Genomic DNA, 13,803 nt, shown 5'->3' with positions numbered 1-13,803 from the left:
TCAGGTCGAACGACTGATTCTACCTGTGCCGGGCGGGGGGCGACAGTGTAAACACGGCCAAAGCGACCAGCCATCCACCCAATTCAGATGGCTGTGCTACATCACGGATGCTGATGCAGCGTCGCCAGCCGTTCGCGCAAACATTCGGCCAGATTGGGCCGGCTGTGCGCGGTGGCCACCTCGCGTTGTGGCGTGGCCCAGACCGGGGCAGGGAAGTGCCGATCGTCGGTAAAGCGCGGAATCACATGCCAGTGCAGGTGCGGCACCACATTGCCCAGGCTGGCCAGGTTGATCTTGTCCGGGCGCAGCACCTCGCGCAGCAAGGCTTCCACCTGCATCACCGTGTTCAGCAGGTAGTAGCGGTCCACCGCCGGCAGGTCGGTCATTTCACGCACATGGGCGTTCCAGATCACCCGGCAGAACGCGGGATAATCGGCGTCGTTGACCAGCACGATGCGCAGCTTGGCGTCGCGGTAGAGCAGTTCGCCACCGTCGGTGGCGCAGAGTTCACAGGCTGAGGTCATGGTGGGCATTCTTTCGTGCGGGTGGGGAGGTTTTCCAGCTGGCTCAGCCAGTCGGCAAAGTGTGGGCAGGCGGCACGGATGGCGGGAATACCGATTTTGCCCAATAAAACCGGGCCGTCCGAGGTTTCTTTGTAGCCCACGCCCATCGCACGCAGGCGCGCTTTGGGATGGGTGTCGGGGCCATGGTTGATGCGCTCGGGCTCGCCGGCCATGGCAACTATTTTGGCCGCTTGCTGTTGCAGATCGGCGCGGCCAAAGTGCGTGGCCAGCACCTGGCAGTTAGCAAACGCCCAGGCTTCAAATTCATGCAGGGCCAAAAACGGGATAAAGCGCGGATGCCGGATGGCCTCGCCCAGGGCATCTTGCAGGCGCTGGACGCGCTGGCGCGGATCGCCGGGCAAGATGGCCTCTTGATAACCTGGCACATCGTCGGGCAGACCGTAAAAATCCAGCAAGGTGGTCAGCCAGGCGTGGCGGTCAGTGCGCAGTTTGTCCAGATTGCTGCGGATTTGCGCCCATGTGCAGGCGCCGCCGCGATGGCCGCTGCCGCTGGGCAGGCGTTTGGTCCACAGTAGGATAACCTGCACAAATACACCATATTCCGCCAGATGCGGAGCCAGGGTACGCTTGACGAAGCTTTCTTCCGACTGGCCTTCCACCAGCATCAATAGCCGGGTCATGGCCGGCCGCCCAGCAGGTTTTTTTCCCACAGTTCACCCAGGCTGAACGCCTCCAGCCAGCTTGACAGGGCGTGCTCGTCCAGCCGGCGAAAGTCGGTTTGCACACCGTCGTTCTCGGCCACAATCACATCCTGGGGGGCCATGTGGTTGAGCAAGGTGACCGATTGGGTGGCCAGCAACACCTGCGCGCAGCTGGATGCCGCTTCCAGCATGTCGGCCAGCATGCGGATGGCGAACGGGTGCAAGCCAAGCTCGGGCTCATCCAGCAAGATCAGCGCCGGCGGCGTGGGTTGCAGCAGTAGGGTGGCCAGGCAGATAAAGCGCAAGGTGCCATCCGACAGTGAATAGGCGTCAAAATAGGCATCCGAGCCGGTTTGCCGCCATTCCAGCTTGATTTTGCGCGGGTTCAGCCGCGATGGTGCCAATTCAAAGCGCTCAAAAAACGGCGCGGCCAGCCGGATGTGCTCTTCGATATGGCGAAACTGGGTGGGGTGTTGCTCTTGCAGCCAGTACAGATAGGCCGGCAGATTGGCCGCATCCGGGCGGAAAAAGCGATTGTCGTCGATGTAGCAGCCTTGCTTGGCCGGTGAGCTGTCCGAGGTATCGTGAAAGTGATGCACCGCCAGATGGCGGACATCGGGCAAGGCGGCGCGTGATATGCCTTTGGCCTGCGCCATCTCATCCAACTGGCTTTCCTTGTGGCCAACGGCGATAGCGGTGCCCATATTGCCACTGCCAACGTACAGAACGCCCTCTCGCGCAAAAACCAGCGAGTCCTGCACGGCATCCAGGGTGAAGTCATACACACATTGGGCAAACTGAAATTTTGCCGTCAGGGTGGGGGTTTTTTTGCGACCATGGTGCAGCAGACGATCCGGCTCGCTGGCCACATGGATTTGCAGATGACGCGACAGCACCTGTTCCAGCAGGCGAAACACGCCGATCAGGTTGGATTTGCCGGCACCATTGGCACCAATCACCACATTCAGGTCACCCAGCGCCAGCTCGGCATGCTTGATGGATTTAAAACCCTCAATGGTCAGCGTGTGTAGCGTCTTCATCGAATTTTCCGCAGGGTTGGCCATCGCGGCGCGCCCCGGCACGGGAGCGCATCTGCCAGGCGTTTAGCGCGGCTCACAGCCCTCTAGGGAGGCGCTGATTGATTCAGAAAAATCGTTTTTGCCAAAAGCAAAACACAGCAAAATCAACGTCCTGGATTCCCGCCTTCGCGGGAATGACGATTTTTTCAGCGTTTCCTTAGGCGTGCCGCCGCAAACAACGGCAAGGCAGCACGCCGAGCAGACGGGTTTGCAAAGCGGCGCTTACAGCAACACCCGCTCCACCCCGCCCTGGCTGGCCTTGGCCACATAATCCGCCATCCAGTTGTCGCCCAGCACCGCCTTGGCCATTTCCACCACGATGTAGTCAGCATCAGCGTTGGCGTCGTCGTGGTAGCGCGACAGGCCCTGCAGGCAGGCTGGGCAGGAGGTGAGGATTTTCACTTCGCTGTCCGGGCTTTGCGTGCGCAGGCCGGCAGCCACCTTGACGATGTCTTCTTCCTTGCGGAAGCGCACCTGGGTGGACACGTCCGGGCGGGTGGCGGCCAGGGTGCCGGATTCGCCGCAGCAGCGGTCGGTCAGCTTCACTTCACTGCCCATCAGCGTGTTGACCACCGTCATTGGCTGGTAGGTTTTCATCGGTGAGTGGCAAGGGTCGTGGTACATGTAGCGCATACCCTGCACACCATCAAGCTTGATGCCCTTTTCCAGCAGGTATTCGTGGATATCCAGAATCCGGCAGCCGGGGAAGATCTGGCCAAAGGCGTACTTTTGCAGCTGGTCCATGCAGGTGCCGCACGAGACAATCACCGTCTTGATGTCCAGGTAGTTCAGCGTATTGGCCACGCGGTGGAACAGCACGCGGTTTTCCGTGGTGATGGCCTGGCCCTTGTCGGCGTTGCCGGTGGCGTTTTGCGGGTAGCCGCAGCACAGATAACCCGGCGGCAGCACGGTTTGCACGCCGGCGTGGTAGAGCATGGCCTGGGTGGCCAGGCCCACCTGGCTGAACAGGCGCTCCGAGCCGCAGCCGGGGAAGTAAAACACCGCTTCGGCACCTTCGCTGGCTTTTTGCGGGTCGCGGATCACCGGCACGATGTTCGGGTCTTCGATGTCCAGCAGGGCACGGCTGGTTTTCTTCGGCAGGTTGCCCGGCATCGGCTTGTTAAAGAAGTGAATCACCTGGCTCTTCACCGCCGGCTTGCCCACCGTGGACGGCGGCTGGCTGGTTTGCTCCTGGATCAGGCCCAGGCGCTTGAACAGCTGGTGGCCGGCGCGCTGCGCCTTGTAGCCCAGCCCCATCATGCCCGCACGCATGGCCTTGATGGTGGCCGGGTCTTTGGCGTTAAGAAAGGCCATGGCGACGGCGGTGCCGGGGTTGAATTTTTTCTTGCCGGCCTTGCGCAGGAAGTTGCGCATGGCCACCGACACATCACCAAAGTCGATCTTCACCGGGCAGGGGTTCACGCACTTGTGGCAGACGGTGCAGTGGTCGGCCACGTCGGTGAGCTCGTCAAAGTGCTTGAGGCTGACGCCGCGCCGGGTTTGTTCTTCGTACAGGAAGGCCTCGGTCAGCAAACCCACACCCAGAATCTTGTTGCGCGGGCTGTACAGCAGGTTGGCGCGCGGCACGTGGGTCGAGCACACCGGCTTGCACTTGCCGCAGCGCAGGCAGTCTTTTACCGAGGCGGAAATCTCGCCCAGGTCGGATTGCTCCAGAATCAGGCTTTCTGCGCCCAGCAGCTCGAAGCTGGGGGTGTAGGCGTTGCGCAGGTCGGCACCCGGCAACAGCTTGCCCTGGTTGAAATGGCCGTTCGGGTCCACCTGCTGCTTGTAAGCGACAAACGGGGCAATTTCATCGTCGTGCAGGAATTCCAGCTTGGTGATGCCAATGCCGTGTTCGCCGGAAATCACCCCGTTGAGCCCGCGCGCCAGCGCCATGATGCGCGCCACCGCCTTGTGTGCGGTTTGCAGCATGTCGTAATCGTCGGAGTTCACCGGGATGTTGGTGTGTACATTGCCGTCGCCAGCGTGCATGTGCAGGGCGACAAACACCCGGCCCCGCAGCACCTGCTGGTGAATATCCTGCACCGCCTGGCGGATCGGCGCGTCGGTCTTGCCGGAAAACAGCGTGTCCAGGTTGTCCTGCAGCTCGCGTTTCCACGACACGCGCAGGGCAAAGTCGCGCATGGCGTGGAATACCGTGGCCGGGCTCAGGCTGGCGGCGCTGGGTTCCAGCGGTGCATCCGGGTAGCGGGCGGTGTAGTCGGCAAACGGCGCATCCAGCTGGGTGTTGATCCAGCTCCAGCGCTCGCGCACCGCGTCGATCAGCGCCAGCGCCGCTTCGCGGCGGTCGCCCAGCAGTTCGTCGGCGGTCACGGCGCTGCCCAGGGTATCCACCGGCAGGCGGCCATGGAAAAACTCGGTCAGTTGTTCCAGCAGGCGCAGCTTGTTGGCCATCGACAGCTCGATATTGATCCGCTCGATGCCGTCAGAATAGTCCCCCAGGCGCGGCAGCGGAATCACCACGTCTTCGTTGATCTTGAAGGCGTTGGTGTGGCGCGAAATGGCGGCGGTGCGGCTGCGGTCCAGCCAGAATTTCTTGCGCGCTTCCGGGGTGACGGCGATAAAGCCTTCGCCGGTGCGGGCATTGGCCAGGCGCACGATATGGCTGGCGGCCTCGCCCACAGCGGCTTCGTCGTCCGAAACAATATCGGCGATCAGCACCATCTTGGGCCGGCCCTTGGATTTGGCCTTGGTGGCGTAGCCCACTGCGCGCACATAGCGCCAATCCAGGTGTTCCAGGCCAGCCAGCTGCACGCCAGCCAGCACGCCGCCGCCGCCGGGCTTGAAGTAATCGGTAATTTCCACAATTGCCGGCGTGGCTTCGGCCACGGTGCCAAAGAATTCCAGGCAGACGGTGCGGGTGTGCTTGGGCATGCGGTGCAGCACAAAGCGCGCGCTGGTGATGATGCCGTCGGTGCCTTCTTTTTGCACGCCGGGCAGGCCAGCCAGGAATTTGTCGGTCACGTCCTTGCCCAGGCCCACCTTGCGGAACGACGGGCCGGGGATGTCCAGGGTGTTTTCCGACAGCAGGGTTTTGCCGTCTTCGGCAAAGCGGCGCACGCGGAAGCTGGCCACGTCCACATCGTGAATCTTACCGTAGTTGTGGCCGATGCGTTCGACCAACATCCAGTGGCCGTCCGGATCCACCATTTTCCAGCTGGCCAGGTTGTCCAGCGCGGTGCCCCACAGCACGGCCTTCTTGCCGCCGGCGTTCATTGCCACATTACCGCCAATACAGGAGGCTTCCGCCGAGGTCGGATCGACGGCGAACACCACGCCAGCGGCGCTGGCGGCTTCGGATACCCGTGCAGTGACCACGCCAGCGCCACACTGAATGGTGGCGTGCTTGCCTTCCAGCCCCGGCAGCTCGATGTATTCCACGCCCTGATGGCGGTCGAGTTTTTCGGTGTTGATCACCGCCGACTTGGGCGACAGCGGCACGGCACCACCGGTGTAGCCGGTGCCGCCGCCACGCGGGATGATGGTCAGGCCCAGCTCGATGCAGGCTTTGACCATCGGTGCAATTTCGGCTTCGGTATCCGGGTAGAGCACCACAAACGGATATTCCACCCGCCAGTCGGTGGCGTCGGTGACGTGGGCCACGCGGGCCAGGCCGTCAAAGGCCACGTTGTCCTTGCGGGTGATGCCGGCAAAACGGCCCTGGATGCGCCGGCGCAGCGCGGCCATCTCGGCAAAACCGGCGGCAAAGCTGTCCACCGCCTGATGGGTGGCGGCCAGCATCTGGCTGACGCGCTCATTGCCGGCGCGGCGCTGGCCAATATCATTCAGCCGGTGGCGCATGGCCTCCACCAGCAGGGTCAGCCGGCGCGGATTGTCCAGCAGGTCGTCCTGCAGGTAGGGGTTGCGGCGCACAACCCAGATATCGCCCAGCACTTCAAACAGCATGCGCGCCGAGCGGCCAGTGCGGCGCTCGCCGCGCAATTCGTTGAGCACGGCCCAAACGTCCTCGCCCAACAGGCGGATGACAATCTCGCGGTCAGAAAACGAGGTGTAGTTGTACGGAATTTCGCGCAAACGGGGGGTGGGTGCGTTCATTGGAACTCGCGGCAGGCGGCCAAATACGGAAAGTCTTGCATTTTAACGGAATTGACGCGCTGCGAAAAACACGTTCGGAAACAAGGTTATTCCCGAGGTGACGTAAAGAAGGGCAAAACCGGCAAAAACCGGCGGTTTTGCCGGAGGAGCAGCGTAGTGGCGGGCAGCGGCCAGCGCACGATGCGCCGTCTCCGCTACGCGCAGGCCAGCGCCGCCGCCAGCGCCATCGCGGCATCCAGGCTGCCGGGGTCGATACGGCCCGTCCCGGCCAGATCCAGCGCGGTGCCGTGGTCTACCGAGGTGCGAAGGATCGGCAAGCCCAGGGTGATGTTGATGCCATGACCAAAACTGGCGTATTTCAGCACCGGCAGACCCTGGTCGTGGTACATCGCCAGCACCGCGTCGGCACCGGCCAGCGTGGCCAGGTTGAACAGCGTGTCCGCCGGCAGCGGGCCGGTCAGGTGCAGACCCTGTGCGCGCAACGCGTCCAGCGCCGGGATGATCACGTCGAGTTCTTCACGGCCCATATGGCCGCCTTCGCCAGCGTGCGGGTTCAGCCCGGCCACCAGAATATGCGGCTGGGCGATGCCAAACTTGTCGCGCAAATCGGCGTGGACAATAGACAGCACCTCATCCAGCAGCGGCGCGGTGAGGGTGGATGCCACCTGCGCCAGCGGCAGGTGGGTGGTGGCCAGCGCCACGCGCATGCCGCCGCCGGCCAGCATCATCACCACGCGCGGGGTGTGGGTGCGTTCGGCCAGGTATTCGGTATGCCCGGAAAACGCCACGCCAGCGTCGTTGATCACGCCCTTGTGTACCGGCGCGGTGACCATGGCCGCAAACTGGCCGGACACACAGCCGTCAATGGCTGCATCCAGGGTGTTGAGCACATAGCGGCCATTGGCGGCGTTGAGCACGCCGGCCTCAGCCGGGACGGCCAGCGGCACATGCAGCACCTCCAGGCCGCGCGTAGGCGCGGGAGCATCGGGCTGAAAGTCGCTCCACTGTGCCGCCACGCCCAGCTGCGCGGCGCGCGCCGCCAGCAGGGTACGGTCGGCAATCACCACCCAGCGTGCGCCGGCGGGCGGCACCGGGCGGGCGGCCAGCAGCGCCAGCAGGTCGGGGCCAATGCCGGCGGGTTCGCCAGCGGTGATGGCAATCACCGGCAAGGTGGCCATGGCTTATTGCTCGGTCAGGTAGGTTTCAACGTGGGCGCTGTCGCGCAGCTGGCGAACCCAGTCCTGGTATTGCTGTTCCACCTTGCCGGCGCGGATTTCACGCTTGACCGCCTGCACGTCGCGCTCAGCCCCCACATCCTGGTTGCGCCGGCCCAGCACTTCGATCAAATGCCAGCCAAACGGCGAGCGCACCGCCTCAGACAACACCCCCGGCTTGAGCGACAGCATCACCCGTTCAAACTCCGGCACCGTGTCGCCCTGCGCCATCCAGCCCAGATCGCCGCCCCGGTTGGCGCTGGCGTCTTCCGAGTACAGGCGGGCGGCCTCTTCAAATTTCATGCCGCTTTGCAAGCGGTCGCGGATTTGCAGGATGCGCCGCTTGGCGTCGGCCTCGCTGATGGCTTCGTTGGTCTTGATCAGGATGTGGCGAGCCTGCACCTGTTCGATCACATGCGACTGACCACGGCTGCGCTTGTCCAGCAGCTTGAAAATATGCAGGCCCGCGCCAGAGCGCAAAATCGGCGTGGCACCGCCGGGCTTGAGTTCTTCCAGTGCGCGGACAAAATCCGCCGGCAGCTGGCTGGCCGGACGCCAGCCCAGTTCGCCACCGCTCATCGCGTCGCGGGCGTCAGAGTAGCTGGCGGCAATCTGGGCAAAGTTGCTGCCGGCACGGATTTTTTGCAGCGCTTCTTCGGCACGGCGGGCGCGGGTTTCCAGCACTTGCGGGCCGGCCTGTTCCGGCAGCGACACCAGAATATGCGCCAGCTGGTATTCGGTACGGTTGGCGTTTACCGCGCTTTTCATGAACAGCTCGGCTTCGACATCGGACACCTGAACCTTGTTGTCCACTTCGCGTTCGCGCAGGCGTTCCAGCACCACTTCACGGCGCACCTGCTCGCGGAACAACGCCATGTTCACTCCGTCGCGGCTCAGGCGCTGCTGGAATTCGGCCAGCGACAGCTTGTTGCCGGCGGCAATTCGCTCCAGGGTGCGGTCCAGTTCGGTGTCATCCAGACGAATGCCGGTTTGCTCGGCGTATTGCAGCTGCACCGACTCGGTCACCATCTGCTCGAACACCTGGCTGCGCAGCACGTCGGCGGGCGGCAGCGGCACGTTCTGCTTTTTCAGCATGGCCTGGGCGTCGGCCACGCGCTGGCGCAGGCTGACTTCGGTGATCACGTCCTTGTTGACCACCGCCACAATGCGGTCGGCCTCACGCACAGCGGCGCCGGCAGGGGCAATGGCCGCAGCAATCAGCACGGCAATGAGCAGTTTCTTCATCTGAGTTTTCCGGGAACGTCGTTGATCTTGCTATAACCAGGGATGCTCTGACGCAGGGTTTGCATCGGGTTGGAGCCGATGCCGCCCAGGCCGGTGAGTTCCAGTTGCAGGTAGAAAGTGGTGGCGTTGTTGTTCAGGTCTTTGACATAGCGCTGGCCCACCAGGCGCAAGGCCCAGCAGTCGGCGTTGTACTCCACCCCAAGCAGGGTTTCCAGCGATTGTTTGCCGGTAAACGAATAGTTTTGTCGCCCAACCAGATACCAGTTGCGTGCAATGGGCCACTGGCCAGCCAGGTCGATCTGGCGCGATGGGCCGCGCAGGCTGGCACCCGCCACTTCGGTGTCGCGCTCGTAGCGAAAGCGCAGGCTGAGGGTTTTGCCCAGCGCCGGGTTATAGCGCAGGCCCAGGTTGTAGCGCTCGGTCTTGCCCAGCTCGCGGTTGAACTGGTAGTGGGTGTCCAGCCAGGTATCGCGGTTGAGCTGGCCACTGACCGAGGCCAGAAAATCCGACAGGGTTTTGGTGCGGCGGATGTCGTTGGCGTCCAGCGTCACCCGTTGCTCGTCAAAATACATGCGCTGGCCCAGCGACACGCGCAGGCGCTCGATGCCGGTGTCGTTGTCAATCAGCCGGGAGGTGATGGCCGCAGTCAGCTGGTTGGCGTTGTTGATGCGGTCGCCGCCGGAATACTGGTTTTCGGTAAACAGCTGGGCAAAGCTGGTGTCGTAGCGGGCGCTGTCGAAGTTGGGCAGCCGGGATTGATCGCGGTAAGGAATGTAGACGTAGTAGAGCCGGGGTTCCAGCGTTTGCGTCAGCGCGCGGTCAAACCAGCTGGACTCGCGCTCAAACATCAGCCCGGCGTCCAGGCTGGCCACGGGCAGCGCCCGGCTGACACCGCCGGTTTCACCGTGTTGCGGGGCATTTTGTGCCGACAGCTGGTATTCGGTGTAATGCAGGCCCACCTTGGGGGTGATAAAGCCATAGCTGGCCTGCAGCGGCAGCGACACGCTCGGGTAGAAGGTCAGGCGCTTGCCGTCCTGGCGCGCCTGCAAGCCGTTGTTGATCACCTGCTGGCCATGGCCAAACTGGTTGAAATCGGCCAGCAGGCTGGCTTCCAGCCCCCCTGGCAGTGCGCGGCCATAGGTCCAGGTCAGCTGTGGCAGCCGGGCATACGGCTCATCCACCAGCGCCTTGCTGTCCTGCATGGTTTTGTAGCGCTGCGCCTTCAGGGTGAACTGGCCCAGTGGGCTGCCCCAGTTGACCCAGCCTTCACGCAGCAGGTTGCTGCCGTCGGCAATCGAGCGACGGTCGCCAAAGTCGCGGAAGTAGTCGTTGTCGGAGGCGTAGCGCACGTTGTAACCAAACGACACATTCTGTGCGGCCAGGCGCTGGGCGTGGGTCAGGGTATAGGCAAAGCGGGTGTCGTTGCCGTGCTTGCGGTCGTCGGGCATGATTTCGCCCGCCATCTGGCCGCTGTAATCCGGCATCAGGTAGCGGAACTCACCGCCCAGCATCATGCCGCGCAGGGCCAGCAGGCGCGGGGTCAGCGTGGCGTCGTAATTGGGGGCCAGATTGAAATAGTAAGGCTGGGCAAACTCCACCCCATTGCCGCCGCCCAGCTTCAGCGTGGGCGCGAGCAGGCCGCTCTTGCGCCGTTCCTGCAGCGGAAAGTCCACCCACGGCGTGTACAGCATCGGCACGCCCATGAACTCCACCCTGGCATTGCGCGCCACGCCTACATTGCCGGCGTAGTCGAGGTCCATTTCCCCCGCCCGCACATACCAGTCATCACGCCCTGGCGCACAGGTGGTGAAGCGTGCGGCGCTGATCTGGTACAGATCCTTGCCCGTCATGCGCACCAGCTCGCCCGACGCCCGATAGCCCGGCGCGCCGCGCAGGCCGGGGGCGTTGCGGTACACCGTGGCCTGGCTGAGGGTGCCCTGCTCGTCGTCCATGCTGTAGTCCAGCTGCTCGCCGGTGAGGTCGTCGTCGCCCCGGGTCATGTGTACCCGGTCGCCGGCGCGCACCCGCTGGCGCAGCTGAAAATACTCCAGCCAGTCGGATTCCACCCGTTCATTGTCGCGCACGGCAATCACCCGGCCATCGGCGCGCAGGCGTTCGGAACCCACCCCGCTCATGCGGTCGGCTTCTACGGCAATCTGGCCCGCCACCGGCTCGGCGGGCTCAACAGGGTCGGCATGGGCGCAGCACATTACCAGGGCGGCGGCGATCGGGGTCAGGCGGAAGAGCGGCATGGAACATCCGTCAGGGCGAAAAAGCCCGTGTACGTTGGAAATCAAGGCGGTATAAAATCGCATACTTTAGCGTTTACCGCAATTCTGGCGCCCCTGATGACTGCTCGTTTCGATTCCCTTTCCGCCTGGCTGGCCGCGCAATGCCCCGGCCAGACCTTCACCCTCAAGCCGGCGTCCAGCGATGCCAGCTTCCGCCGCTACTTTCGCGCCACCTTCGAGGATGGCAGCAGCGCGATTGTGATGGACGCCCCGCCCGAACAGGAAAACTGCGCGCCGTTCGTGCAGGTGGCCGCCCTGCTGGGCGCTGCTGGCGTGCATGTGCCCAGCGTGCGGGCGCAAGACCTGCAGCAGGGTTTTCTGCTGCTGGACGACCTGGGCCACACCACCTATCTGGCCGGCATGACCGAAGCCAACGCCCGCAGCCGCTACCTGGACGCCATCGACGCGCTGATCCGCATCCAGCGGGCCGCCCCGGCTGGCGTGCTGCCCAACTACGATGAAGCGCTGCTCACCCGCGAAATGAACCTGTTTCCGGAATGGTTTGCCAGCCGCCATCTGGGCAAGCCGTTTGACCACGCCACGCTGACGGTGTGGCAGGACGCCCAGCGCCTGCTGCTGGACAATATTGCCGCCCAGCCGTGCGGCGTGGTGCACCGCGACTACCACTGCCGCAACCTGATGGTGAGCGACCCCAACCCCGGCGTGCTGGATTTTCAGGATGCCGTGTACGGCCCGCTCACCTACGACCTGGTGTCGCTGCTCAAGGACGCCTACCTGGAATGGCCGGAAGACTTCATCCTTGATCTGGCCATCCGCTACTGGGAAAAGGCCCGCAAGGCCGGCCTGCCGCTGCCGGCAGACATCGACGACTTTTACCGCGATTTCGAATGGATGGGCGTGCAGCGCCACCTGAAAGTGGCCGGCATTTTTGCCCGGCTGTCGCACCGCGACGGCAAGGACGCTTACCTGCAGGACATCCCGCTGGTGGTGGAATACCTCAAGCGCACCTGCAAGCGCTACAGCGAGCTGCTGCCGCTGGGCCGGCTGATCCAGTCGCTGACCGGTGAAACCGTGCAAGTGGGCTTCACCTTTTGAGCGCCCCCGTCTGCCCGGCCATGGTGCTGGCCGCCGGGCGCGGCGAGCGCATGCGCCCGCTGACCGACACCACGCCCAAACCGCTGCTGCAAGTGGGGGCCGAGCCGCTGATTGGCTGGCATCTGCGCCGGCTGGCCGCTGCCGGCGTGCAGCGGGGGGTGGTCAACCACGCCCACCTGGGCGCGCAGATCGAAACCCGGCTGGGCGACGGTGCCGCCTGGGGGCTGCACCTGGCTTATTCTGCCGAGCCCACCGCGCTGGAAACCGCTGGCGGCATTGCCACCGCGCTGCCGCTGCTGGGCGATGGACCATTTATCGTGGTCAATGGCGATGTGTACACCGATTATCCGTTTGCCCGCCTGCTGGCACGTGCGCCGCAACTGCGCGCCGACGGCATGCTGGCGTATCTGGTACTGGTGCCCAACCCAGAGCACAACCCCAACGGCGATTTTGCCCTGGATGAAGAAGGCCGCGTGCGTGATGCGCCGGGGCTGACCTTCTCCGGGATCGGCGCATACCACCCGGCGCTGTTTGCCGATACCCCGGCCAATACCCCGGCCAAACTCGCCCCGCTCTTGCGCGCCGCCATGGCACGCGGTCAGGTCAGCGGCGAAATCTGGCATGGTCAGTGGCTGGACGTGGGCACGCCGGCACGGCTGGAAGACGCCCGCGCCCTGGCTGCTGGCGCATGAGCGCCGCGCCGCGCCGGGTGCTGGGCATCGACCCCGGCTCGCGGGTCACCGGCTTTGGCGTGATCGACATCCTGGGCCAGCAGCGCCATTACGTGGCCTCCGGCTGCATTCGCGCTCCGGAAAACGCCACCCTCACCGTGCGCATCCGCACCATTCTGGACGGCATTGCCGAAGTGGTCAGCCTGCACCAGCCCAGCGAAGCGGCAGTAGAAAAAGTGTTCGTCAACGTCAACCCGGCCTCCACCCTGCTGCTGGGCCAGGCACGCGGCGCGGCGCTGTCGGCGCTGGTGCTGGCCAGGCTGGAGATTGCCGAATACACCGCACTGCAGGTCAAGCAATCGGTGGTGGGCAACGGTCACGCCGCCAAGGAACAGGTACAGGCCATGGTGGTGCGCCTGCTCAAGCTCAACGGCACGCCGCAAGCCGACGCCGCCGACGCGCTGGCGGTGGCGCTGTGCCACGCCAACCATAGCCACAGCGCCGCCCTGCAGGCGCTGACCGCCGGTGGCGTGCGCCTGCGGCGGGGGCGTTTGGGATAAATCGCGGCTGAGCCGGGCGCGGAAAACACCGCGCCCTCGCCACGGAGAGCGGCAGTCCCTCGTAGCCAGTCACCATGATCTGAATCGACTGACAGGCGATTAGACCGCTTTCGGCATGAGTTTCACCTCAGGTGTCGTTCCCGCGAAGGCGGGAACCCAGACCGCGCCACAGCGGGCGCGGTGGGCATGGCGCAGGTAGCGCTGTGAGCGCTCACCCCGCTGTACGCTGTGGACACGCCTGGATTTCCGCCTGCGCGGGAATGACGCGGTGGGGCGCGGCGAGTGGTTCGTCGTGGAACGTGAGCCATCGTGTTTCAACGTGACTGGCTACTAGTCGTCAGTCACGTTGAAATACAAGGGTTCATACGAGCAAGTTTATACCGGG

The 13,803-nt window shown here is 64.1% G+C and carries 10 protein-coding genes; 3 read left to right on the top strand and 7 right to left on the bottom strand.

Annotation, left to right across the window (positions count from 1 at the left end; genetic code table 11):
* Positions 1 to 101: 101 nt before the first annotated feature.
* The 7 genes from BXU06_RS00650 to BXU06_RS00620 form a co-directional block, all read right to left on the bottom strand.
* Positions 102 to 524, bottom strand: coding sequence for an HIT family protein (locus BXU06_RS00650; RefSeq protein WP_077302527.1), 423 nt, complete (start codon positions 522 to 524; stop codon positions 102 to 104).
* Complete coding sequence (locus BXU06_RS00645) at positions 521 to 1,204, bottom strand: DUF4276 family protein (protein ID WP_077296032.1); 684 nt, start codon at positions 1,202 to 1,204, stop codon at positions 521 to 523. The genes BXU06_RS00650 and BXU06_RS00645 overlap by 4 nt, the downstream gene beginning before the upstream one ends.
* Positions 1,201 to 2,265, bottom strand: a complete 1,065-nt coding sequence (locus tag BXU06_RS00640) for an AAA family ATPase (protein ID WP_077296031.1) — start codon at positions 2,263 to 2,265, stop codon at positions 1,201 to 1,203. The genes BXU06_RS00645 and BXU06_RS00640 overlap by 4 nt, the downstream gene beginning before the upstream one ends.
* Positions 2,266 to 2,526: 261 nt before the next feature.
* Entirely contained in the window at positions 2,527 to 6,381 is a 3,855-nt protein-coding gene (locus BXU06_RS00635) for an FAD/FMN-binding oxidoreductase (protein ID WP_077296030.1), read from the bottom strand.
* 194 nt (positions 6,382 to 6,575) lie between these two features.
* Positions 6,576 to 7,559 (bottom strand): 4-hydroxythreonine-4-phosphate dehydrogenase PdxA, encoded by a 984-nt coding sequence (pdxA, locus tag BXU06_RS00630; RefSeq protein ID WP_077296029.1) that lies wholly within the window; start codon positions 7,557 to 7,559, stop codon positions 6,576 to 6,578.
* Between the two features lie 3 nt (positions 7,560 to 7,562).
* Positions 7,563 to 8,840, bottom strand: coding sequence for a peptidylprolyl isomerase (locus BXU06_RS00625; RefSeq protein ID WP_077296028.1), 1,278 nt, complete (start codon positions 8,838 to 8,840; stop codon positions 7,563 to 7,565).
* On the bottom strand, positions 8,837 to 11,092 hold the full coding sequence (locus BXU06_RS00620; RefSeq protein ID WP_077296027.1) for an LPS-assembly protein LptD: 2,256 nt from the start codon (positions 11,090 to 11,092) through the stop codon (positions 8,837 to 8,839). Before BXU06_RS00620 ends, BXU06_RS00625 begins: the two co-directional genes overlap by 4 nt.
* Positions 11,093 to 11,188: 96 nt before the next feature.
* Here BXU06_RS00620 and BXU06_RS00615 point away from each other — a divergent pair, with 96 nt between their 5' ends.
* From BXU06_RS00615 to ruvC, 3 genes are read left to right on the top strand one after another with little or no spacing between them, the layout of a single operon-like run.
* Positions 11,189 to 12,187, top strand: a complete 999-nt coding sequence (locus BXU06_RS00615; RefSeq protein WP_077296026.1) for an aminoglycoside phosphotransferase family protein — start codon at positions 11,189 to 11,191, stop codon at positions 12,185 to 12,187.
* 20 nt (positions 12,188 to 12,207) lie between these two features.
* A complete protein-coding gene (gene murU / locus BXU06_RS00610; RefSeq protein ID WP_077296025.1) occupies positions 12,208 to 12,879 on the top strand; it encodes an N-acetylmuramate alpha-1-phosphate uridylyltransferase MurU in 672 nt (223 codons plus the stop codon).
* The gene (gene ruvC / locus BXU06_RS00605; RefSeq protein ID WP_077296024.1) at positions 12,876 to 13,418 is read left to right on the top strand and encodes a crossover junction endodeoxyribonuclease RuvC; all 543 of its coding nucleotides are present in this window, start codon (positions 12,876 to 12,878) and stop codon (positions 13,416 to 13,418) included. The genes murU and ruvC overlap by 4 nt, the downstream gene beginning before the upstream one ends.
* Positions 13,419 to 13,803: the final 385 nt, after the last annotated feature.

The organism is Aquaspirillum sp. LM1 (assembly GCF_002002905.1).
Classification (GTDB): domain Bacteria; phylum Pseudomonadota; class Gammaproteobacteria; order Burkholderiales; family Aquaspirillaceae; genus Rivihabitans.
This window is presented reverse-complemented; position numbering and strand designations above follow the sequence as displayed.